At 73.3% G+C, this 22531-nt stretch carries 22 protein-coding genes and 4 tRNA genes; 8 read left to right on the top strand and 18 right to left on the bottom strand.

All coding sequences use genetic code 11. The features are described from left to right. Positions 1–175: 175 nt before the first annotated feature. From pdxS to ABC795_RS07780, 14 genes are all read right to left on the bottom strand, one after another. The gene (pdxS, locus tag ABC795_RS07845; RefSeq protein WP_347060420.1) at positions 176–1084 is read right to left on the bottom strand and encodes a pyridoxal 5'-phosphate synthase lyase subunit PdxS; all 909 of its coding nucleotides are present in this window, start codon (positions 1082–1084) and stop codon (positions 176–178) included. 50 nt (positions 1085–1134) lie between these two features. Continuing rightward, complete coding sequence (locus tag ABC795_RS07840; RefSeq protein ID WP_347060419.1) at positions 1135–1686, bottom strand: hypothetical protein; 552 nt, start codon at positions 1684–1686, stop codon at positions 1135–1137. Positions 1687–1697: 11 nt separating this feature from the next. Continuing rightward, the gene (locus ABC795_RS07835; protein ID WP_347060418.1) at positions 1698–2912 is read right to left on the bottom strand and encodes a glycosyltransferase family 4 protein; all 1215 of its coding nucleotides are present in this window, start codon (positions 2910–2912) and stop codon (positions 1698–1700) included. Beyond that, positions 2912–3856 carry a phosphatidylinositol mannoside acyltransferase gene (locus ABC795_RS07830; RefSeq protein WP_347060417.1) on the bottom strand — a complete coding sequence of 315 codons (945 nt, stop codon included), beginning with the start codon at positions 3854–3856 and terminating at the stop codon, positions 2912–2914. Before ABC795_RS07830 ends, ABC795_RS07835 begins: the two co-directional genes overlap by 1 nt. Beyond that, on the bottom strand, positions 3853–4470 hold the full coding sequence (pgsA, locus tag ABC795_RS07825) for a phosphatidylinositol phosphate synthase (protein ID WP_347060416.1): 618 nt from the start codon (positions 4468–4470) through the stop codon (positions 3853–3855). Before pgsA ends, ABC795_RS07830 begins: the two co-directional genes overlap by 4 nt. After that, a complete protein-coding gene (locus tag ABC795_RS07820; protein WP_347060415.1) occupies positions 4471–5163 on the bottom strand; it encodes an HIT domain-containing protein in 693 nt (230 codons plus the stop codon). Beyond that, complete coding sequence (gene thrS / locus ABC795_RS07815; RefSeq protein WP_347060414.1) at positions 5160–7145, bottom strand: threonine--tRNA ligase; 1986 nt, start codon at positions 7143–7145, stop codon at positions 5160–5162. The genes ABC795_RS07820 and thrS overlap by 4 nt, the downstream gene beginning before the upstream one ends. Positions 7146–7287: 142 nt before the next feature. Then, the gene (locus ABC795_RS07810) at positions 7288–8400 is read right to left on the bottom strand and encodes a CapA family protein (protein WP_347060413.1); all 1113 of its coding nucleotides are present in this window, start codon (positions 8398–8400) and stop codon (positions 7288–7290) included. Positions 8401–8409: 9 nt separating this feature from the next. After that, positions 8410–8955 (bottom strand): MOSC N-terminal beta barrel domain-containing protein, encoded by a 546-nt coding sequence (locus tag ABC795_RS07805; protein ID WP_347060412.1) that lies wholly within the window; start codon positions 8953–8955, stop codon positions 8410–8412. Between the two features lie 10 nt (positions 8956–8965). Next, positions 8966–9349, bottom strand: coding sequence for an HNH endonuclease (locus tag ABC795_RS07800; protein ID WP_347060411.1), 384 nt, complete (start codon positions 9347–9349; stop codon positions 8966–8968). Between the two features lie 91 nt (positions 9350–9440). After that, a tRNA-Val gene (locus ABC795_RS07795) sits at positions 9441–9512 on the bottom strand. A gap of 26 nt (positions 9513–9538) precedes the next feature. Continuing rightward, positions 9539–9997, bottom strand: coding sequence for a PGPGW domain-containing protein (locus ABC795_RS07790; RefSeq protein WP_347060409.1), 459 nt, complete (start codon positions 9995–9997; stop codon positions 9539–9541). Positions 9998–10023: 26 nt separating this feature from the next. After that, entirely contained in the window at positions 10024–10833 is an 810-nt protein-coding gene (locus tag ABC795_RS07785; protein WP_347060408.1) for an anti-sigma factor, read from the bottom strand. Beyond that, positions 10830–11480: a sigma-70 family RNA polymerase sigma factor gene (locus ABC795_RS07780; RefSeq protein WP_347060407.1), complete on the bottom strand. Its 651-nt coding sequence runs from the start codon at positions 11478–11480 to the stop codon at positions 10830–10832. Before ABC795_RS07780 ends, ABC795_RS07785 begins: the two co-directional genes overlap by 4 nt. Positions 11481–11621: 141 nt before the next feature. On the opposite strand from ABC795_RS07780, the gene ABC795_RS07775 reads away from it, so the two are divergent. The 4 genes from ABC795_RS07775 (at position 11622) to ABC795_RS07760 (ending at position 12482) form a co-directional block, all read left to right on the top strand. After that, positions 11622–12071, top strand: a complete 450-nt coding sequence (locus tag ABC795_RS07775; RefSeq protein ID WP_347060406.1) for an SsgA family sporulation/cell division regulator — start codon at positions 11622–11624, stop codon at positions 12069–12071. 95 nt (positions 12072–12166) lie between these two features. Next, positions 12167–12238 (top strand) — tRNA-Gly (locus tag ABC795_RS07770). Positions 12239–12279: 41 nt separating this feature from the next. After that, positions 12280–12350, top strand: a tRNA-Cys gene (locus ABC795_RS07765). 57 nt (positions 12351–12407) lie between these two features. Then, positions 12408–12482: transfer RNA gene (locus ABC795_RS07760), tRNA-Val, on the top strand. Positions 12483–12682: 200 nt separating this feature from the next. Here ABC795_RS07760 and coaE read toward each other — a convergent pair. Next, positions 12683–13279, bottom strand: coding sequence for a dephospho-CoA kinase (gene coaE, locus ABC795_RS07755; protein ID WP_347060405.1), 597 nt, complete (start codon positions 13277–13279; stop codon positions 12683–12685). Positions 13280–13423: 144 nt separating this feature from the next. Here coaE and ABC795_RS07750 point away from each other — a divergent pair, with 144 nt between their 5' ends. Continuing rightward, positions 13424–13684 (top strand): hypothetical protein, encoded by a 261-nt coding sequence (locus ABC795_RS07750; protein WP_347060404.1) that lies wholly within the window; start codon positions 13424–13426, stop codon positions 13682–13684. Positions 13685–13965: 281 nt separating this feature from the next. Here the strand turns inward: ABC795_RS07750 and rpsA are convergent, their stop codons facing one another. Next, entirely contained in the window at positions 13966–15438 is a 1473-nt protein-coding gene (rpsA, locus tag ABC795_RS07745; RefSeq protein ID WP_347060403.1) for a 30S ribosomal protein S1, read from the bottom strand. A 218-nt stretch (positions 15439–15656) separates the two neighbouring features. Here rpsA and ABC795_RS07740 point away from each other — a divergent pair, with 218 nt between their 5' ends. Next, positions 15657–16508 carry a methyltransferase domain-containing protein gene (locus ABC795_RS07740; protein WP_347060402.1) on the top strand — a complete coding sequence of 284 codons (852 nt, stop codon included), beginning with the start codon at positions 15657–15659 and terminating at the stop codon, positions 16506–16508. Between the two features lie 4 nt (positions 16509–16512). Here the strand turns inward: ABC795_RS07740 and ABC795_RS07735 are convergent, their stop codons facing one another. Both ABC795_RS07735 and polA read right to left on the bottom strand, forming a co-directional pair. Continuing rightward, positions 16513–17514: an AI-2E family transporter gene (locus ABC795_RS07735; RefSeq protein ID WP_347060401.1), complete on the bottom strand. Its 1002-nt coding sequence runs from the start codon at positions 17512–17514 to the stop codon at positions 16513–16515. Positions 17515–17698: 184 nt separating this feature from the next. Beyond that, positions 17699–20437: a DNA polymerase I gene (gene polA, locus ABC795_RS07730; protein WP_347060400.1), complete on the bottom strand. Its 2739-nt coding sequence runs from the start codon at positions 20435–20437 to the stop codon at positions 17699–17701. A 66-nt stretch (positions 20438–20503) separates the two neighbouring features. Here polA and ABC795_RS07725 point away from each other — a divergent pair, with 66 nt between their 5' ends. Further along, positions 20504–20920 (top strand): PaaI family thioesterase, encoded by a 417-nt coding sequence (locus ABC795_RS07725; protein WP_347060398.1) that lies wholly within the window; start codon positions 20504–20506, stop codon positions 20918–20920. A 362-nt stretch (positions 20921–21282) separates the two neighbouring features. Next, a complete protein-coding gene (locus tag ABC795_RS07720) occupies positions 21283–22530 on the top strand; it encodes a carboxypeptidase regulatory-like domain-containing protein (RefSeq protein ID WP_347060397.1) in 1248 nt (415 codons plus the stop codon). Position 22531: the final 1 nt, after the last annotated feature.

Below are 22531 nucleotides of genomic sequence, written 5' to 3'. Positions count from 1 at the left end.
GAGACGCCGGCCAGGGTGGCGAAGAGGATCGACGAGCGGCCGTCGACGAGCGCGGACCAGGTACGCGGGTCCGGCCGCAGTTCGCCGCCCACGTTCATGTGGGCGGCGAACATGCCGAGGACGGCCAGCCCGCGCGCGACGTCCAGCCCGGCGATGCGGCGCTGGACGTCCACGCTCACCACCCGCGGGTGGCGTACCGCTCGCTCTCCGGGAGCATCGCGACGTCGATGCCCACCATCGGCTCTCCCAGGTTCCGGGAGACCTTGGCGATGACGTCGGGATCGTCGAAGAACGTCGTCGCCTGCACGATCGCTGCCGCGCGCTGGGCCGGGTCGCCGGACTTGAAGATGCCCGAGCCGACGAACACGCCCTCGGCGCCGAGCTGCATCATCATCGCCGCGTCGGCCGGGGTGGCGATGCCACCGGCGGTGAAGAGGACGACGGGCAGCTTGCCCAGGCGGGCGACCTCCGCCACCAGGTCGTACGGCGCGCGCAGCTCCTTCGCGGCGACGAACAGCTCGGTCTCGTCGAGGGTGGCCAGGCGCTTGATCCCCGCGCGCAGGGCACGCATGTGCCGGGTCGCCTCGACGACGTTGCCGGTACCCGCCTCGCCCTTCGAGCGGATCATCGCCGCGCCCTCGGAGATCCGGCGCAGCGCCTCCCCCAGGTCGGTGGCGCCGCACACGAACGGCACGGTGAACTCGCTCTTGGCGATGTGGTGGGCCTCGTCGGCGGGGCTCAGCACCTCGGACTCGTCGATGTAGTCGACCCCGAGCGCCTGCAGCACCTGCGCCTCGACGAAGTGCCCGATGCGGGCCTTGGCCATGACGGGGATCGAGACCGCGCCGATGATGCCCTCGATCATGTCGGGGTCGCTCATGCGCGCGATGCCGCCCTGGGCGCGGATGTCGGCCGGCACCCGCTCCAGCGCCATGACCGCGACCGCGCCGGCGTCCTCGGCGATCTTCGCCTGCTCCGGGGTGACGACGTCCATGATGACGCCGCCCTTGAGCTGCTCGGCCATCCCGCGCTTCACCCGGTCGGTCCCGGTCGCGCTGCCCGTCCGGTCGAGGTGCCCTGCCACTGGTGTCCGCCTTCGGTCGCCGAGATGAGTTGCGCCCGATCTTACGGCCGTCAGCCCGACCGGCGGCCCGCCGGGTCGGCGTCCCTGATCACGGCGCCCAGCCGGTCGTCGATGTCGAAGTACCGCGGCAGCCGGTGGGACCGGTGCAGTCCGACCCAGCGCGGGAACCGGTGGCCGCGCAACTCCCGGGTGTCCCGGACCGCGTCGTTGTAGAACCGCCGGGCCAGCGCGACCCGCGTCTGGGTTCCCGCGAGATCCGCGCGCAGCGCCGCCGGCACGCCCGGCAGGTCGGCCGGCAGCTCGTGCAGGTCGTGGCCGAGCGCGTTCTCGGCCAGTTCCCGGTCACCGTCGCTCCGCGGGGTCCGTGCCTCGGCCGCGTCGGCGGCCAGCCGGGCGGCCAGCTCCGGACCCAGGGCCGCCGGGTAACTGCGGGCGAGCTCCTCGGCCAGCCCCGCCCGGCGCTGCAGCTGGGCGTCCAGCGTCGCCCACGCCCGGTCCACCCGCGCGGCGAGCCGCCGCAGGCGGGTGAGGGTCCACCCGGCCCAGGCGAGCAGGACCAGGAGGACACCGGCGGCGAGCAGCAACCAGGCCTCGGGCGTCACGGGGATGGAGGCTAGCGGCGCGGCCGCAGGATGCGGGGAGGTCGTGCCGCGGTGCCTGTCGGCGGCACCGCCGGGAAGTCGTCGTGGGTACCCGCCGTGACCACGCCACCGCCGGGAGGCAGCACCGTCTCGTAGACGGCGAGGATGCGGCGGGCGAGCACCTGCCAGTCGTAGCGCGCCGCCGCCACGGAGCCCCGGGCGGCGAGCTCGGCGCGGCGATCCGGGTCGGCGAGGAGCTCGCCCAGCGCCCGCCCCAGGGCCGCGGCGTCGTTGCGGCGGACCAGCACCCCCGCCGCACCGCCGTCGAGGACGCGGGAGAACGCGTCGAGGTCGCTGGCCACGATGGGGGCACCCGCCGCCATCGCCTCGATGAGGATCACGCCGAACGACTCGCCCAGCAGGTTGGGCGCGCAGTACACGTCAACCGACCGGAGGAAGGCGGCCTTCTCCGCCTCGGAGATCTCGCCGAGCAGCGTCACGTGCGGGCGCAGCTCCTCCCCCACCAGCCGCCACAGCTCGTCGGCGTCGCCCCGCCCGGCGACCAGCAGCCGCACGGCGGGGTGGCTCCGGACCACGCCGTGCATCGCCTCGAGCAGGACCGGCAGGCCCTTGCGGGGCTCGTCGTACCGGCCCAGGAAGCCGATGGTCGGCGGAGCGCCGGCGCCGCGCCCGAGACCGGGCAGCGTCGGGCCCTCGGCGAAGAACGGCACGTGCACCCCGTTCGGCAGGATCACCGCGTCGCCGCCGAGGTGCTCGACCTGCACCCGGCGCGCGAAGTCCGAGACGGCGATCCGGCCGCTGATCTTCTCCAGCCACGGCCGGGTCATCGGCCCGACGGCGGCCAGCCACTTGGAGCGCGTGGTCGCCGCGTGGAACGTCGCCACGATGGGGCCGGTTGCGATCATGCACACCAGCAGCGACACCGAGGGCGTGGCCGGCTCGTGCACGTGGACGACGTCGAAGCGGCCCTCGCGCAGCCAGCGGCGCACTCGCGCGGCCGACACCGGCCCGAACTGCAGGCTCGCCATCGACCCGTTGTAGGGCACGGGGACGGTGCGCCCGGCGAAGGTGAGGAACGGATCGCTGACCGACTCCTCCCGCTCGGCCGGGGTCAGCACCTCGACGTGGTGGCCCATGCCGCGCAGCGTCTCGGCCAGGTCGCGCACGTGGTACTGCACGCCCCCGGGGACGTCCCACCGGTACGGGCAGACCAGGCCGATGCGCATCAGCGGAGCTCGTCCCCGCCGGGACGGGGCCGGTCCTCCGGCACGTCGGGCCAGACGCGGCCCAGCATGTGCCAGTCCTCGGGTCGCTCGGCAATGCCGACGGCGAACGCGTCGGCGACGCCCTGCATCGCACCGGCGACCCGGTCCCTGAGCCGGCCGGGCCCCTGCACCGGCACCTCGGGGTAGATGCGCATCCGCCAGCCCTGCTCGCTGAAGTGGCAGACGGCCGGGAGGAGCGCGGCGCCGGTGCGGTCGGCGAGCAACGCGGCGCCGCCGGGCATGGTGGCCGGCCGGCCGAAGAAGGTGACCGGGACGCCACCCGCCCCGAGGTTGCGGTCGACGAGCAGGCAGCTGGCTCCACCCTCGTCCAGCCAGTCGCGGAGCACCTCCGAGCTCGGCCGGGGGCCGCCGGTGAGGGGGACGACGCGCATGCCCAGGGTTTCGCGGTAGTCGAGGAACCGGCGGTAGAGGGACTCCGGCCGGAGCCGCTCGGCCACCGTCATGAACGGCGCACCGAGCCAGTCGACGAACCAGACGCCGGCGGCGTCCCAGTTCCCGCTGTGCGGCAGGGCGACCACCATGCCCCGCCCCTGGGCCCGCGCGGCCGCCAGGTGCTCGGTCCCCGCCACGACGCTGCCCTCGAGGATCCGGTCGACGCCGAGCGCGGGCAGCCGGAAGGCCTCCTGCCAGTAGCGCGCGTAGGACCGCATCGCGCGGCGGGTGAGCGCGTCGAGCTCCGCCTCGGTCAGCCGGCCCCCGGTGACGACGCCGAGGTTGGCCCGCAGCCGCCGCACCCCGGCGGCGTCCCGTCGGGCGGCCCAGTCACCGGCGCGCTCGAACAGCGTTCGGGCGACCGGCTCGGGCAGCATCCGCACCGCCCGCCAGCCGGCCGCGTAGCCGGTGTCGGCCAGCCGCTCGGCCACCTGGGCGCGGGCGCCGCTCACGGCTCGATCCGCCGTCCGTCGGCGGCGCGCTTCACGGCGAGCACGCGCTGTCCCACCGTGACCGCGCTGCCGACCAGCAGCACCCAGAGGGCCACGTGCACCGCGTAGGGGATGCCGAGGCCGGTGAAACCGGTCCCGGTCAGGACGAGGATGAGCCGCTCGGTGCGCTCGACGACCCCGACGTCGCACGCCAGGCCCATGCCCTCGGCGCGCGCCTTGATGTAGGAGGTGAGGACGCCGAGCACGAGGCAGAGCAGCGCGAGCAGCACGAGGAGGCGGTTGTCGCCGCTGCCCGCGAACCACCAGACCAGCGCGCCGAAGATCGCGGCGTCGGCGGCGCGGTCGCCGGTGGAGTCCAGCACCGCGCCGAACACCGAGCCGCCCCCGCGAAGCCGCGCCAGAGCGCCGTCGAGCATGTCGAGCAGGACGAAGACCGTGACGGTGAAGGCGCCCCAGAAGAGGTGACCGGTGGCGATGAGCCCGGCGGCCCCGGCGATCGCACCGACGGTGCCGGTGATGGTGACCATGTCGGGGCTGACCCCCACCCGGGCCAGCCGGGTGACGACCGGGTTGATCACCTTCGCCACGACGGGCCGGGCGTTGACGCCGAGCACTCAGGCCTCCGTCGGGGTGGCGGGGCGGGCGGACGGCTCAGCGGTGGCGGGGCGGGCGGACGGCTCAGCGGTGGCGGGGCGGGCGGACGGCTCAGCGGTGGCGGGGCGGGCGGACGGCCCAGGGCCGGCCGGGACGACGTGCTCGGCCCAGGCGGTGGCCAGCAGCGCCCGGGTCTCCCGCAGCACCTGCGGAAGCACCCGGGTGAGGCCGATGACCGGCATGAAGTTGGTGTCGCCACCCCAGCGCGGCACGGCGTGCTGGTGCAGGTGGTCGGCGATGCCGGCCCCCGCCACCGACCCCTGGTTCATCCCGATGTTGAACCCGTGCGCGCCGGTGACCGACCGCACCACCCGCATCGCCGTCTGGGTGAAGGCGCCGAGCTCGGCCACCTCGTCGGCGGTGAGGTCGGTGTAGTCGGGCACGTGCCGGTACGGCACGAGCATCAGGTGGCCGGCGTTGTACGGGTACAGGTTCAGGACTGCGAACACCGAGGCGCCGCGGGCCACGATCAGCCCCTCCTCGTCGTCGAGGGTGGGGATGACGCAGAACGGGCAGTCGTGGGCGCCGGTGGGCTTGCCCTCCCCGCGGATGTAGGCCATCCGGTACGGCGTCCAGAGGTGCTCGAAGACCGTCGCCGGGCCTCCGTCGTCGGAGGACACCGGCACGCGGTACGGGGCGTTGTCCCCGCTCATCCGGGAACCGCCGCGTTCTCGGCCGTCGGGTCGGCGTTGCTCCGGGCCGCGATCCAGGCGGCGATCCGCTCGACGGCGTCGTCCACGGCGACCCCGTTGTCCTGGCTGCCGTCGCGGAAGCGGAAGGAGACCGCGCCGGCCTCGGCGTCGGTGGCCCCGGCGATGAGCACGAAGGGCACCTTCTGCTTCGACGCGGTGCGGATCTTCTTCTGCATCCGGTCGTCGGAGTCGTCGATCTCCACCCGGATGCCACGGGCGCGCAGCTTCAGGGCGACGTCGGTCAGGTAGGGCACCTGCTCGTCGGTGACCGGGATGCCCACGGCCTGCACCGGGGCGAGCCACGCCGGGAAGGCGCCGGCGTAGTGCTCGGTGAGGACGCCGAAGAAGCGCTCGATCGAGCCGAACTTCGCCGAGTGGATCATCACCGGCTGCTGGCGGGACCCGTCGCCGGTCGTGTACTCCAGGCCGAACCGGGCGGGCTGGTTGAAGTCGTACTGGATGGTCGACATCTGCCAGGTACGGCCGATGGCGTCGCGCGCCTGCACCGAGATCTTGGGCCCGTAGAACGCCGCGCCGCCCGGGTCGGGGACGAGCTCCAGACCGGTCTCGCGCGCAGCCTCCTCCAGGACGGCGGTGGCCTCCGCCCACTGCTCGTCGGAGCCGATGAACTTCTCCGATTCCCCCCGGGTGGACAGCTCGAGGTAGTAGTCGTCGAGGCCGAAGTCCCGCAGCAGGCTCAGCACGAAGTGCAGCAGGTGCCGGATCTCGCCGGGGGCCTGCTCGGGGGTGACGTAGCTGTGCGAGTCGTCCTGGGTCAGCCCGCGCACGCGGGTCAGGCCGTGCACCACCCCGGACTTCTCGTAGCGGTACACCGAGCCGAACTCGAAGAACCGCAGCGGCAGCTCGCGGTAGGACCGCCCGCGCGACCGGAAGATCAGGTTGTGCATCGGGCAGTTCATGGCCTTGAGGTAGTACTTCGAGTTCTCCAGGTCCATGGCCGGGAACATGGTGTCCTCGTAGTACGGCAGGTGGCCCGAGGTCTCGAAGAGCCCGCCCTTGCTGATGTGCGGGCTGCCGACGTAGTCGAAGCCCTCCTCGATGTGCCGGCGGCGGACGTAGTCCTCCATCTCCCGCTTGACGACGCCGCCCTTGGGGTGGAACACCGCCAGGCCGGAGCCGATCTCGTCGGGGAAGCTGAACAGGTCCAGCTCGGCGCCCAGCCGCCGGTGGTCGCGCCGCTCGGCCTCGGCCAGGTGCTCCAGGTAGGCCTTGTGGGCGTCCTTGCTCTCCCAGGCGGTGCCGTACACCCGCTGCAGCTGCGGGTTCTTCTCGCTGCCGCGCCAGTACGCGGCAGCGCTGCGGGTGAGGCTGAAGGCCGGGATGCCCGAGGTCCGCGGCAGGTGCGGGCCGCGGCACAGGTCGGTCCACACCCGGTCGCCGCTGCGCGGGTCGAGGTTGTCGTACATGGTCAGCTGCGCGCTGCCCACCTCGACGTCGGCCCCCTCGGCCGCCTCACCAGCACCGCCCTTGAGGCCGATGAGCTCGAGCTTGTAGGGCTCGTGCGCCAGCTCGGCCTCGGCGTCGGCGTCGCTGATCTCGCGCCGGCTGAAGTGCTGCCCCGCCCGGACGATCTCGGTCATCCGCTTCTCGAGCGCCTTGAGGTCCTCGGGGGTGAACGGGCGCTCGGGGTCGAAGTCGTAGTAGAAGCCGTTCTCGACCGGCGGGCCGATGCCCAGGCGGGTGCCCGGGAACAGGTCCTGCACCGCCTGCGCGAGCACGTGCGCGGCCGAGTGCCGGATGACCGCACGGCCGTCGCCGCTGGCGGCCGCCACCGGGTCCACCTCGGCGTCGGCGTCCGGGGTCCAGGCCAGGTCCTTGAGGTCGCCGGTGGCGAGGTCGCGGACGACCACGGCCCCATCGGGACCCTTGAGCGGGACGCCGGCGTCCTTCAGCGCCTGCTGCGCCGTCGTCCCGGCCGGCACCCGGATCGGTCCGACTGCGGTTGGCGAGGGCGGGGTCGACACAGGGGCTCCAGGGGGTCGTGTGCGGCGTCGTCGGCGGGCCGGGCAGGCCGGTCACCGGCTCCGAGCCTAGTGCGCGCTCCCGGCCGGACCCGCAGCCCTTTCACCGCGGCGCGACCACCAGCCCGTCGGCGACGGCGCCCCGCATGTCGAGCACCCCGGCGACCCGTTCGTAGGTCGCCGGATCGGCCGGTCGCACCGTGACCGCGGCGTCGCCCAGCTCGATGGCCAGCGGCACCGCCTCCGCCGAGGTCACGGCGAACCGGCCGTCCGAGCCCCGGGTGAAGGTGAACCGTGCCGCCACGGAGTCCTCCGTCGGGTAGCCGCGGGTGGCGTGCTCGGCGACGTGGTTGCCGAGGCCGTAGGCGACCCACTCGCCGTCGATCCGCTCGACCGGCTGCACCACGTGCGCGTGGTGGCCGAGCACGAGGTCCACGTCCGGCGAGGCGAGCAGCGCCCGCACCGCCGTCTCCTGCTCCGCCGTCGGCTCGTGCCGGTACTCCAGGCAGCAGTGCAGGCTCGCGACGACGACCTCCGCCCCGGCGGCGCGGGCCCGGGCGGCGGCCGCCAGCATCGGGGCGACGTCCGGCACGGCGACGACGTCGACCGACCACTCGCGGCCGGCGGGCAGGGGCACGCCGTTGAGGCCGAACGTCCCGGCCACGTGCCCGATCCGCACGCCGTCCACGTCCAGGAGGACCGGCTCGGTGCTCTCGGCCGGCGAGGGGTAGGTGCCGGTGTGCGCGATGCCGGCGGCGTCGAGGACGTCCAGGGTGCGCACCAGGCCGTCGGTGCCGGCGTCGAGGGAGTGGTTGGAGGCCGTCGAGCACAGGTCGTAGCCCGCCTCCGCGAGCGCGTCGACGATCTCCGGCTGGACCGCGAGGCCGGGGTAGCCGCGGTAGGAGCCGCCGTCGGGAGCCACCGGCGTCTCGAGGTGGCAGATGGCGAGGTCGGCTGCGCCGATGAGGTCGGCGACCGGCGCGAAGACCCCGTTGAGGTCGTACCTGCCGCCGTCCCGGAGCGCGCCGGCGGTGAGCGCGCGGCCCTGGTGGACGAGGACGTCGCCGGTGGCCAGGACGGTGATGCTCTCCGGTTCGCCCGGCTGCGGAGCGGCGGCCGTGGTGGTGGCGTCAGGTGCCGTCGGCTGCGGCTCCGCGCCACAACCGGCCAGCAGCACCACCAGGACGGCGAGAACCGCGGACCGGCGAGGGGTCACGGCCGCAGGCTAGAGCAGGACGGCGTCGCCGACGGTGATCTCGCCGGGCCGTCGCACCTCCGCGTACACCCCGAGGCAGTGCTTCGGCGTCCGGGTGATCGTGAGCTCGGCATCCCCGATGCGCACGATCCGGCCGACCCAGCCGCGCTCGTCGCCGTCGGGGAGGTCGAGCAGCACGTTCGCCCGCGGGTCCTCGGCCGAGCACCCCTCCGGGACATCGCCGTCGGCGGCCCGTTCGATGGCTTGGCGGGAGACCAGGTGGACGGCCGCCGCATCGGCTCCGGACCCGCCCTCTGCCGGACGGATGCGCACGTCGCGGCCCAGCGCCTGCGACACCGCCCGCTCGTCGGCGGCCGGATCGCCGGTGGGTGCGAGTCCCGCCAGCCCGGGCGCGTGCTTGCTCCGCACGACCTCCCCCGTCGCCGCGTCGACGACGGTGGCGGCGCGGTCGCCCTCCGGGCCGGTGGGGGCCAGCCGCACCCGCTCCCGCGCGGTCCCACCGAGGGACTTCACGGGGTAGACCCAGATCTGCGCCACGCGCCCGGCCGTCGTCACGGTGGCGACCTTAGGCGGCGTCCCGCGCACGCCGCAGGCGGCGGAGCTGGCCGTCCAGGTAGGGCCGGGCCCGCCGCTGGCCGCCGGTGCGGGCGATCGCCTCCGTCAGCGCCTCCAGGGTGCGCGCCAGGCGGTCCTCGTCGGCCGGCCAGCCGCGCCGCCGGCACTCCTCCAGCCACTCGACCGGCGTGCGGTGCCCGCGCTCCCCGTTGCAGCGACCGCAGGCGGCGACCTCGTTCTCCAGCCAGGACGGGCCGCCCTTGACGCGCGGCACGACGTGCTCGGTGGTGGGCCGGACCTGCGCGGAGAAGGCTCGCCCGCACCAGAGGCAGGTGGCTCCGTCCCGATCCAGGATCAGCTGCAGCCGGGCCGTGCGATCGGGCTGGGCGCTCACCCGCCCATGGTCCCGCGATCGGGCGTGCCGCGCCGCCTCCGGAAAAGCCGGAGGCCCGGTCCGCTGCTGCGGACCGGGCCTGCCGTACCGGTGGGCGATACTGGGTTCGAACCAGTGACCTCTTCGGTGTGAACGAAGCGCTCTACCACTGAGCCAATCGCCCGGCACGCGTCCGATTGTGCCAGACGCTCATCGCCAGAGCGGCACCCACCCCGGCACCCAGCCGGGCACGCCCATCATGTGCAGGGCGACCACGAGGATGCCGTAGACGAACGCCGCGGTCGCCAGTCCCAGCAGCAACCGCACCCACACCGGCTGGGCGGTGACCCAGTCGGTCCAGCGCGTGACGTGGCGCTTGGTGAACTCCAGCAGGCGCTCGGCCCAGGTGAACTCGGTGGCGAGGACGAAGAGGCCGGCGATGACGGTGAGCCACCCCGGGCCCGGCAGCGGGATGGTGGCCAGCCCCAGGGCGACGATCAGCCCGCCCACGACCCCGACGCCGACGCGGTAGCCGTGGTTGACGCTGCGGCGGGCCGCCAGCCGCCGTCGCCAGCGCGCGCCGGCCACCCGCTCGCGGAGGCTGTGCACCTCGTCGTTGTCGTAACGGGCACGCCGCTCGTCGGCGGTCTCGGGCTGCGGGTGTCCCATCGCCGGTGTCGTGGTCCTCGATGCGCTCAGCTGGTCACCTGCCCGGTTGCGACGACCTCCGTCGGAGCCGACGGAGCCTGCCGACCGGGCTCGATGCTGATGCCGTAGCCAGGGAAGTCGTCGGTCCCGATCTCCTCGGAGCCTACGGTCCGGACCTCGATCTGTGACCCAGCGACGTCGAACGTCCCGAGCGCCACGGGTTCGCTCTCGCCGAGCCCCCACACCACGTACGTCGTCGACGCCGGGTCGTTGCGCTCCAGCCCGTCGGTGACCACCTGCAGCGCACCGTCCCGGACCACCACGGCCGCCACCTGCCGGTCGTCGGCGGTGAGCGGCGCGATGGTCGCCCGCCCCGGCCGCAGGAGCTCGGCGACGACCTCCTCCTGGGCCGCGATCGTCGCGTTCAGGTCGTCCCGCGACCGGTCCAGCGCGACGACCCACAGGCCGAGGCCGACGACCGCGGCGGCCGCGGCCAGGGCGCGGGTCGGCAGACGCCGTCCGGCCGGCCGCGCGGGACGCGGCACCGGCCGCGGGCCGGCCCGCTCCGCCGCGCTCACCGGGGTGGCGGGCGTCGCGGGCACGGGTGCGGTCCCGGCGGGTGGCGACTGCTCGGTCTGCTCGACCGCGGCGCGCAGGCGGGCCCGGAGGCCCGGCGACGGCTCGGCCGCCGGCAGGTCGTGCGCCATGGCGGCCATGACCTCCGAGGTCTCGGCGACGGTGCGGGCGCAGCGCTCGCAGGTGGGGAGGTGCCGGCTGAAGGCGGCCTCGTCCTCGGGCTCCAGCGCGTGCAGGGCCCAGCCCACCGCCATCTCGTCGTGCGCGTGCTCGCCGTTCATCGCTCCGCCCCGCCTCCCGGCGCGCCGTCGTCGAGCGCTCCTCCACCCACCGGGCCGGACGCCCCGCCGAGCTCCGGCCTCAGCCGCCGCATCCCCGCGAGCATCCGGGTCTTGACCGTGCCGAGCGGCGTCCCGGTCAGCGCCGCCACCTCCCGCTGGGTGTAGCCGCCGTAGTAGGCCAGCGTGAGGACCTTTTTCTGCGGCCCGGGGAGCTCGCCCAGCGCCGAGCGCACCTGCTCGGCGACCACCCGGGACCAGGCGTCGTCCTCCACGTCGCGGGCCGCCACCGGGCCGCCGAGCACGGCCTCGTCCTCGGCCCGCGCCTGGCGGCGGCGCTGCGACTCCTCCCGGCGCACCGCGTCGACGGCTTTGTGGTGCACCACGGCCAGCAACCAGGAGGCGAAGCTCCCACGCGCCCGGTCGTAGCCGCTCGGGTCGCGCCAGACCATGAGGAAGACCTCCTGGAGGAGGTCCTCGGCGAGCCCGTCGTCGCCGAGGATCCGGCGGGCCAGCGCGAAGGCGGGCCGCCGGAAGCGGTCGTACAGCTCGTCGACGGCACTGCGGTCACCGGCGCGGATGCGGCGGAGGAGTTCGACGTCGCCGACGCCGTCCTCCGGCCGGAGGACCGATCGGCTCACGGCACCCATGGTCACACGGGGCCCTCGACAGGACACGCCGATCCGGTTTGACTCACCCGCCTGTGACGCATGATGCGGGTGTGACACCACCATCCGACGAGCGTCACTCCTCGTCCTCGCGGTCGTTGACCTGACATGACGAGCCGATGGATGCCCGGCCACATCTCCCCCATCACTCTTCAGCTGGTCGGCTCGCAGTCCTGGACCGAGGTCCCGGCGCTGCTCTGCTACGACCCGGCCGACCCGTTCGCGGTGCGGATCGCGTTCGGCGACACCGGTGAGTCCGACGGGAGGGTCGAGGGCGACGAAGGCATCGCCTGGCTCGTGAGCCGCGAGCTGCTCCAGGCAGGCCTGGAGCACCCGATCGGCGACGGCGACGTCCGCGTCTGGCCGGCCCACGCGACGGCCGACCTGCTCTTCCTGCACCTGCGGGCTCCGTCGGGTGAGGCGCTCTTCGAGCTCTCCCGCGGGACGGTCGCCGCTTTCCTGCGGCACACCGAGGCGCTGGTGCCGTCGGGCTCGGAGAGCACCCTGCTGCACCTGGACCAGGAGCTCGACGCCCTGCTGTCCAACGGCGGACCGGACTCCCCCGGGCGCTGACCTGCGAAGACACTCACGCGGCACCCCTGGGAAGGGGGCGGGGGGACCCCCCCTTCGACCCCCCTCGGGACGTCCGCTAGAGTTCTCTTCGTAACGCGGACGTGGCTCAGTGGTAGAGCATCACCTTGCCAAGGTGAGGGTCGCGGGTTCGAATCCCGTCGTCCGCTCGAAACCTCGGGCACCGGTCGAGAGACTGGTGCCCGCGTGCGGTGGAGTGGCCGAGAGGCGAGGCAACGGCCTGCAAAGCCGTCTACACGGGTTCAAATCCCGTCTCCACCTCGTCGTCTCCTCGCGGGGCACGAGCGCGGAGGAGGGAGCCGGCCTTCTGGTCGGATCGGGCGATTGGCGCAGTGGTAGCGCGCTTCCTTGACACGGAAGAGGTCACTGGTTCGAACCCAGTATCGCCCACCACACGGAGCCCCAGGTCGATGACCTGGGGCTCTTCGCATGTGGGTGTCGGCCGTCCGGCCCCCGTCACCGACGACCTCCACGACGGCCCACGTGGCCTCCTGTGCCGGAGCGCCCGAGGACCACCTGCACAGCGGACCTGGAACCGCGCCCGTGAGACCGCCTCACGCGCCGCCGACGACGTCCGAGCAGCGACGCCGGCGTCAGTCGCGGGCCGGCGCAATACGCTCCGCCCAGAACCTGTCGACCTGCTCGGTCAGCTGCTCGAGGCTGCCGCTGTTGTCGATGACGACGTCGGCGACGGCGCGGCGCTGCTCGTCGGTGGCCTGGGTCGCGATGCGGGCACGGGCATCGGCTTCGGCCAGGCCTCGCTCGATCAGCCGCGCGACCCGCGTCTCGACGTCGGTGTCCACCACCAGCACCAGGTCGTAGGAGCCGGCCTGGCCGGTCTCCACCAGCAGGGGCACGTCGTTCACGACGACGGCGTCGGCCGGAGCCGCCGCGACCAGCTCGGCGGAGCGCTTGCGGACCAGCGGGTGGACGAGGGCATCCAGTCGCCGCCGCGCCGTCTCGTCGGAGAAGACCACCGCGGCGAGCGCGCCCCGGTCCAGCGAGCCGTCGGGGGCGAGCACGCCGTCGCCGAACTCGTCCGCGACGGCGGCGAGGCCTGGGGTGCCGGGCTCGAGCACCTCCCGGGCGATCCGGTCGGCGTCCACGACGAGCGCTCCGCGTTCGGCCAGCAGCCGGGCCACGGTGCTCTTTCCCGAGCCGATCCCACCGGTCAGTCCGATCCTCAGCACGTACGCACAGTAGCGACCACTCGGGCGGAGATCACGGAGCGGTAACACGCCTCCAGCCCGTCCGGCGCGTCGCAGTAGTCACACGCGCACCACCACTAACGTCTGCCGCGGCGATCTTCCCCGCCGAGAGAGGCAGACCGAGACATGTCCCGTTCCACGCCCGCCGCATCCCCGTCGTCCCGCGCCGCCGGTCGGCACCGGCTCGGCTCTGCCACGGGTGTGCGCTGCGCCGACATCCCCGCCGTCCGCGAGCGGATGCTGTTCCAGCGGCCGGCCGTCGCCCACCGCAGCTCGCTGTGGCGCTGGATGTTCCAGACGCCGACCACGGGCCGTCACACCTGGAGCTTCCTCGCGGGCTCCGGCGGGCGCCCCCGCACGGCGTTCGCCATCATCCTCAGCCTCTGAGCGCACCCCGCCCTCGTCCGGCGGGTTCAGGAGCCGGCCCGCTGAGGTCTGCTGTCCTCGACACCGCCGCACGCTCCGCGCCGGCCGTCCCGCCGCCGATGCCTCCACGCCCGCGAGGGGACAGCGCGGGCACATGACCGAAGGGGCCCGTGGACGTCGTCCACGGGCCCCTTCGTCGTACCCGGGGGCCTCGACACCCCCGACCAGGAGCGCCGAAGGCCCAGGACCGGAACGGTCCTGGGCCTTCGGCGTGCGCGGTGCTGGCGGGTCAGACCCTCAGGTCACTCGCCACCGGCCAGCTTGGCACGGAGCGCGGCGAGCGCCTCGTCACTGGCCAGGGTGCCGCCGCCGCCGGCGGCGGCCGGGGCGTCCGGCGTGGCGTCGGCGCTGGAGTAGCTCCCGCCGGCCGCAGCCTCGGCGTCGGCCTCCTTGGCCGCCGCGATCTGCTTGCGGTGCGCCTCGAAGCGGGCCTGGGCCTCGGCGTACTGCCGCTCCCACGTCTCGCGGGCCTCGTCGTAGCCCTCGAGCCACTCGCCGGTCTCCGGGTCGAAGCCCTCCGGGTAGATGTAGTTGCCCTGCTCGTCGTAGGACGCGGCCATGCCGTAAGCGGCCGGGTCGAACTGGTCCTCGTCGCCGACGACGCCCTCGTTGGCCTGCTTGAGGGACAGCGAGATCCGGCGCCGGTCCAGGTCGATGTCGATGACCTTGACCAGGATCTCGTCGCCGACCTGCACGACCTGCTCGGGAATCTCCACGTGGCGCTCGGCCAGCTCGGAGATGTGGACCAGGCCCTCGATGCCCTCGTCGACGCGCACGAACGCACCGAAGGGGACCAGCTTGGTGACCTTGCCGGGAACGACCTGCCCGATCTGGTGCGTGCGGGCGAACTGACGCCACGGGTCCTCCTGCGTCGCCTTCAGCGACAGGGAGACCCGCTCGCGGTCCAGGTCGACGTCGAGGACCTCGACGGTGACCTCCTGGCCCACCTCGACGACCTCGGACGGGTGGTCGATGTGCTTCCAGGACAGCTCGGAGACGTGCACCAGGCCGTCGACGCCGCCCAGGTCCACGAACGCACCGAAGTTGACGATCGAGGAGACGACACCCGAGCGGACCTGGCCCTTGGCGAGCTTATTGAGGAACTCGCTGCGGACCTCGGACTGCGTCTGCTCCAGCCACTGGCGACGGGAGAGGACGACGTTGTTGCGGTTCTTGTCGAGCTCGATGATCTTCGCCTCGAGCTCGCGGCCCACGTAGGGCTGCAGGTCGCGGACGCGACGCATCTCGACCAACGACGCCGGGAGGAACCCGCGCAGGCCGATGTCCAGGATGAGACCGCCCTTGACGACCTCGATGACGGTGCCGGTGACGACCTCGTCGGCCTCCTTCTTCGCCTCGATCGTGCCCCAGGCGCGCTCGTACTGCGCACGCTTCTTGGAGAGGATCAGCCGCCCTTCCTTGTCCTCCTTCTGGAGGACCAGGGCTTCCACCTCGTCGCCGACGCTGACGACCTCGTTCGGGTCGACGTCGTGCTTGATGGACAGCTCGCGCGAGGGGATGACGCCCTCGGTCTTGTAGCCGATGTCCAGCAGCACCTCGTCCCGGTCCACCTTGACGATGACGCCCTCGACGATGTCGCCATCGTTGAAGTACTTGATCGTCTGGTCGATCGCCGCGAGGAAGTCCTCGGCGGTACCGATGTCGTTGATGGCGACCTGGGGAGTGCTGGAAGGACGGACCTGAGTAGAGGTCATGTGGTTGGTTGCTCCGGACGGTTTATGCGTAGGGACAGGACGACCCGCGGCCGTCGGGCCGCGGGGAGGTACAGCGGGGAGAACCGGCGCGGGCATTCCCTGGAGGGAAGGGCACGACAGACCTCTGGCGCCGTTCCATCGTACGGACGCCGGGCGCGCCGGGTCCACCTGGGTGGGACCGGTCTTCCCCGCCGGCGGCGTGTCACGATCGGCGTGTCATGGACGCATCCTCCGCCGGCCCGGCACTCCCCCTCGGCAGCGACGGCTACCCGGCCGCCGGGGGTGTGGCCCGTCGCCCGGCGGGCGCCGAGGAGTCGGTGCGCGCCAACCGCCGCTGGTGGGACGCCGCGGCGCCGGCGTACCTGGCCGAACACGGCTCCGACCTCGGGGACGCCGACTTCCTCTGGTGCCCGGAGGGACTGCGGGAGGCCGACGCCCACCTGCTGGGCGAGGTCGCCGGACGGCGGGTGCTGGAGATCGGCTGCGGCTCCGCGCCGTGCTCTCGCTGGCTGCGGAGGGCCGGCGCCGACGTCGTCGCCCTGGACCTGTCCGCCGGCATGCTGGCGCGGGCGGCGGCGCTCAACCGGTCCACCGGCATCACCGTGCCACTGCTGCAGGCCGACGCCGGTGCGCTGCCGCTGGCCGACGCCGGCGTCGACCTCGCCTGCTCGGCGTTCGGCGGGCTCCCGTTCGTCGCCGACGTCGAGGGTGCGCTGCGGGAGGTGTCTCGCGTGCTGCGCCCGGGCGGCCGCTTCGTCGCCTCGGTCAACCACCCGATGCGCTGGCCGTTCCCCGACTCACCCGACCCCGAGGACCTGCGGATCATCTCGTCGTACTTCGACCGCACGCCGTACGTGGAGACCGACGACGCCGGTCGGGCGGTGTACGTCGAGCACCACCGCACCGTCGGCGACTGGGTCCGCGCGGTCGTCGGGGCGGGGCTGGTGCTCACCGACCTCGTGGAGCCGGAGTGGACGCCCGGCCGCAGGGAGAACTGGGGCCAGTGGTCCCCCGAACGCGGCGCCCTGGTCCCGGGCACGCTGATCCTGGTCTGCCGCACGCCCGCCTGAGGGCTCAGCCGCCGGCGAGGGGCCGGGAGCCGTGCCGGACCCACAGCTCGTGGGCGGCGGCGGAGACCGCGGCGGCCAGCGGCACGAAGAGCAGCGCCCCGGCGATCCCCCACAGCACGCCGCCGACGGTGACCGCGATCAGCACCGTCGCGGCGTTGAGCGGCAGCCGGTTGCGCATGACGTACGGCTCCACGAAGGAGTTGCCGAGCTGCTGCACGACCACGACCAGCCCCAGCACCAGCGCTGCGGTGGCGAGGCCCCCGGAGGCGTAGGCGACGACGACGGCGACGAGCCCGGCGACGAAGGCACCGATCGTGGGGATGTAGGACGCCAGGAACTGCAGCGCCGCGAGGGTCAGCGCCAGCGGGACGCCGATCACCAGCAGGCCGACGCCGATGCCCACCGCGTCGAACAGCGCGACGATCGTCAGCCCGCGGACGTAACCGCCCACGGTGGTCCAGGCCGCGCGGCCGGCGGCGTCGACGTCCTCGCGCGCCTGCCCGCCGAACTTCCCCAGCAGCCAGCGCCAGATCCCCGGCCCCCCGTGCAGGAAGAGGTAGGCCAGGGCGACCACCAGGAAGGCCGCGACGACGACCTCGGCCACCGTCCGTGCGGGGCCGAGCAGCGCGCCGGCGGTGGTGCCGCCGCCCGAGCCGCCTCCGCCACCACCCCCGCCGGGGCCGAAGCCCGGCAGGTCGATGCCGAAGCGCTGGGAGAGGTCGGAGGAGACCTGCTGGAACTGCTGCCGCAACCGGGGCAGCTGACCGGCGACGCGCGCGCCGAGGGCCAGCAGCGCTCCGCCGAGGACGGCCACCAGCAGCAGCACGGCGGAGCCCGCGGCCAGCCAGCGCGGCGCTCCCCGGCCGTGCCCCCACTCGACGAGCGGCGCCAGGATGCCGGCGACCAGCAGGGCGATCAGGACGGCGACGAGCGGCATCGTCACCTTGACCGCGAAGCCGGCGAGGAGCCAGAGCAGGACCGCGAGGACGAGCAGCCGCCCACCCATGGCCGAGGACCTGGCGAGCCAGGCGGGAACCGCGGAACGGGTCGGGTCGGAGGGTGGTGGAGAGCCCATGGACCCGGTGTGGACCGGGCGGGGGGGCCTGACACCTCCACCGGACCCGCGGGGGCGAATCGACAACAGGCTGTAACGCGGGGCGCCCCGGCCCCGGGGGCCGGGGCGCCCGTCGTCAGTGGGCCGCTGCGTCCCAGCTGGTGCCGAAGCCGACGGAGACCTCCAGCGGCACCGAGAGCTGGGCGGCCCCCGCCATCTCCCGGCGGACCAGCTCCTCCAGGGCCTCCCGCTCCCCCGGCGCCACCTCGAGCACCAGCTCGTCGTGGACCTGCAGCAGCATGCGCGACCTCAGGCCCTCGGCGGTGATCGCCTTCTCCACGGCCAGCATGGCCACCTTGATGACGTCGGCGGCCGAACCCTGGATCGGCGCGTTCAGCGCCATGCGCTCGGCCATCTCCCGGCGCTGCCGGTTGTCGCTGGTGAGATCGGGCAGGTAGCGCCGCCGGCCCAGCGTGGTCTCGGTGAAACCGGTCTGCCGCGCCTCGTCGACGACGCCGTCGAGGTAGTCGCGGATCCCGCCGAAGCGCTCGAAGTAGGCGTGCATCTGGCCCCGCGCCTCCTCCGGCGTGATGCGCAGTTGCTGGGACAGGCCGTAGGCGGACAGCCCGTACGCCAGGCCGTAGCTCATCGCCTTGATCCGGCGGCGCATCTCGGGGTCGACCTCCTCGATGGGGATGTCGAACGCCCGCGAGGCGACGAAGGAGTGCAGGTCCTCCCCCGAGGTGAACGCCTCGATCAGCCCCTGGTCGCCGGAGAGGTGCGCCATGATCCGCATCTCGATCTGGCTGTAGTCCGCCGTCATGAGCGACTCGTAGCCGGCGCCGACCACGAACGCCTGCCGGATCCGGCGGCCCTCGGCGGTGCGGATCGGGATGTTCTGCAGGTTCGGGTCGGTCGAGGACAGCCGGCCGGTGGCGGCGATCGTCTGCTGGAACGTCGTGTGGATGCGGCCGGCGTCGTCGACCATCGGGATCAGCCCGTCGATGACCGTGCGCAGGCGGGTGACGTCGCGGTGGCGCATCAGGTGTTCGAGGAACGGGTGGCCGGTCTGCGCCAGGAGGCTCGTCAGCGCCTCCGCGTCGGTGGTGTAGCCGGTCTTGTTCTTCTTCGTCTTGGGCAGGCCGAGCTCGTCGAACAGCACGGTCTGCAGCTGCTTCGGCGAGCCGAGGTTCACCTCGCGGCCGATCACCGCGTAGCACTCGGCGGCTGCCGCGGCGACGCCGTCGGCGAACTCCCGCTGCAGCTCGCGGAGGAAGTCCAGGTCCGCGGCGATGCCGCGGTACTCCATCGCGGCGAGCACCCGGGTGAGCGGCAGCTCGATCTGGCCCAGCAGGTGAGCGCCCCCGCGCTGGTCGAGAACGGTCTCCAGGGCGTCGGAGAGGTCGTTGACGGCGACGGCCTTGAGCACGTCGGCGTGCGCGGCCTCGCGGGCGAGCTCGTCCTCGCTGGGACCGAGGCCGTCGAGGGCGAGCTGCCCCTCGGGCTCGGCGGCGTCCTTGAGCTCGCGCCGCAGGTAGCGGACGGCGAGGTCGCCGAGGTCGAAGGACCGCTGCCCGGGCAGCGCCAGGTAGGCGGCCAGCGCGGTGTCGCTGATGACGCCCTCGAGCTGCCAGCCCCGGGCCCAGACGGCCAGCAGCGGGCCCTTGACCTCGTGGACCACCTTCTCCGCGGTGGGATCGGCGAGCCAGGCAGCCAGCGCCTGCTCGTCGGCGACGTCCAGGTCGGGGCCGACGTCGACGAAGGTGACGTGGTCGTCGCCCGCCGCGAGCGCGATGCCGGTGAGCTCCCCGGTGCCGCGGCCCCAGGTCCCCCGGAAGATCACGCCGGTGCGGCCGGTGCGGGCGTTGGCCTGCAGCCAGTCCCCCAGCCCGCCGGCCGGCACGTCGTCGACCTGGACGTCGAAGCCGCCCTCGACCTCCGGCTGGGCGCTGGTGAGGGTGGCGAAGAGCCGGTCGCGCAGGACGCGGAACTGCAGGTTGTCGAAGAGCGTGTGCACCTCGTTGCGGTCCCAGGACTGGACCGCGAGGTCCTGCGGACCGACGTCGAGGGCGACCGCCCGGTCGAGCTCGGTGAGCCGCCGGTTCTGCAGCACCGAGGACAGGTGCTCGCGCAGCTTCTCCCCGACCTTGCCCCGGACGGTGTCGACCTGGTCGACCAGCGCGTCCAGGGAGCCGTACTCCCGCACCCACTTGGCGGCCGTCTTCTCGCCGACGCTGGGGATGTTGGGCAGGTTGTCGCTGGGGTCGCCCCGCAGCGCGGCAAAGTCGGGGTACTGCCGGGGCGTCAGGCCGTACTTGGCTTCGACCTCCCCGGGCGTGAACCGCGTCATGTCCGAGACGCCCTTGCGGGGGTAGAGGACGGTGACGTGCTCGTCGACCAGCTGGAGCGCGTCGCGGTCACCGGTGGCGATCAGCACGTCCATGCCCTGCTCCACCGCCTGGACGGTCAGGGTGGCGATGACGTCGTCGGCCTCGTAGCCCTCGGCGGTGATGACCGGGACCCGCAGGGCGCCGAGCACCTCCTGCACCAGGCTCACCTGCCCGCGGAAGTCGGTCGGGCTCTCCGCCCGGTTCGCCTTGTACTCGGCGTAGATCTCGCTGCGGAAGGTCTTGCGGCCGACGTCGAAGGCGACGGCGAGGTGGGTGGGCTGCTCGTCGCGCAGGATGTTGATCAGCATCGACGTGAAGCCGTAGACGGCGTTCGTCGGCTGGCCCGTGGTGGTCGAGAAGTTCTCCACCGGCAGCGCGAAGAAGGCGCGGTAGGCCAGCGAGTGCCCGTCGAGCAGGAGGAGACGCGGGCGCGTGCCCGTGCTCGAGGGGGCGGCGGGCGCGGAGGTGGCAACCGGAGCGGACATCGTCGCCGATCCTAGGGGCGGCGCCCGACAGAACCGGCCCGCCGACCGCTGGCTACGGTGCCAGCCGTGACCACTCCTCCCCCGGACTGGCTGCCCGACGGCATCAGCAGCCCTCTCGACGACAAGCTCGGCGTGCGGATCACCGACTGGAACCCCGACCGGCTGGTCGCCACGATGCCGGTCGCCGGCAACGAGCAGCCCTTCGGTCTGCTGCACGGCGGGGCCACCTGCACGCTCGCCGAGACGATCGGGTCCATGGCCGCGGCCGTCGGCGCCGGCCCGGACCGGCAGGTCGTCGGCATCGAGCTCAACGTCAGCTACCTCCGCGCGGCGACGGCCGGCACGGTGACGGCCGTCTGCACGCCGGTGCGCCGCGGGCGGACGCTCTCGACCTTCCTCATCGACATCACCGACGACCAGGGCCGGCGGACCGCCACCGCCCGGCTGACCTGCATGGCGCTGAACGCGCCGACGAAGAAGTGACCCGGTCGCCCAGGACGCCGCGGACCGATCAGGCGATCACAGGCGCGGGGTGACCGAGGAGCGACTCGCGGGCTCGTCGGACGTCGGCCATCCACCCCACCGACCAGGGCCGATTACGACGAGGCACCGAAGCACTGTTCTCCGTGACCATCCCGGCGTGTCGCGGAAAGGTCACAGGTCCTGGCGCGGACACGGGGAAGCCGCAGAGGCGGGTTAGGGTCCGTCCTCAACTTATCCGCCAGGGAGGTCGAGTGACGCACGCGGTAGACCGTGGCAGCCGGCACGATCGACGATCGGGCCCGTGCGGCCGCAAGCAGCGGCCCCACGGTCGCGGTCGACCGACGGGCGGGCACCGGATCGTCGTGCGGCTGCTGCTCGTGCTGGCGTTCGGCCTGGGCCTGGCTGCTCTGACGCCTGGCGTCGCTCACGCCGAGGGCGAGCAGCTCCTCGGCACGCTGCAGACCAGTGTCAGCGGTCCCATCGAGGGCGTGCAGATCGAGGTCACCACTCCGGACGGCGAGGAGATCGACACCGTCGAGACCGACGAGAACGGCCGCTGGTCGGTGGACCTCCCGGGTCCGGGTGAGTACGTCGTCACCCTCGACGCCGACGAACTACCCGAAGGCGTCGCGCTGGCCGGTGAGGACAACCGCACCGTCACCGTGGACGCCGGACGGCAGCAAGCGGTGATCATCGGCCTCACCGACGGCAGCCGGAACTCCGGCGGTGGCACCATCCGTGCCGTCCAGCTGCTGGTGGAGGGCATCAGGTTCGGGCTGCTGATCGCCATGGCGGCTGTCGGCCTCTCGCTGATCTTCGGCACGACGGGTCTGACGAACTTCGCGCACGGCGAGCTGGTGACCATCGGCGCGGTCGCCGCCTGGTTCATCAACGTCCACGGCGGAGTGCCGTTGATCCCCGCCGCGCTGATAGCCATGGTGGTCGGCGCGGCGGTCGGCGCGCTCAACGAACTAGGCCTGTGGCGACCGCTCCGCCGTCGCGGCACCGGGCTCATCGCCGCGCTGGTCGTCTCCATCGGCCTCTCGCTGCTGCTCCGCTACCTGGTGCAGGTCGTCTACGGCGGCCGGTCCAGTCCGTACCAGGGAACCGGCGGCGGGCGAGCCACCGACTACGGGGCATTCCGTCTGACGAACGCCGACCTCGTCTCGATCATCATCTCCGTCGTCGTCCTGGTACTCGTCGCCCTGATGCTGCAGCGCACCAAGATCGGCAAGGCGATGCGGGCGGTCGCCGACAACCGTGACCTGGCTGCCTCCTCGGGCATCGACGTCAACCGGGTCATCCTGGTGGTCTGGATGATGGGTGGTGCGCTCGCCGCACTCGGCGGCGTGCTCCTGGGCCTCTCGGACCAGGTCCAGTGGGACATGGGCTTCCGGCTCCTGCTGCTGATGTTCGCCGGGGTGACCCTCGGCGGGCTGGGCACCGCGTACGGGGCCTTGCTGGGCAGTCTGATCGTCGGCGTCTTCGTCCAGTTGTCGACGCTCGTCATCCCCAACGACGTCAAGTACGTCGGGGGCCTGCTCCTCCTGATCGTGATCCTCGTCATCCGGCCCCAGGGGATCCTGGGCAGCCGTGTCCGGGTGGGCTGAC

This window comes from Blastococcus sp. HT6-30 (assembly GCF_039729015.1).
In the GTDB taxonomy this organism is placed as follows: Bacteria; Actinomycetota; Actinomycetes; order Mycobacteriales; family Geodermatophilaceae; genus Blastococcus.
This window is presented reverse-complemented; position numbering and strand designations above follow the sequence as displayed.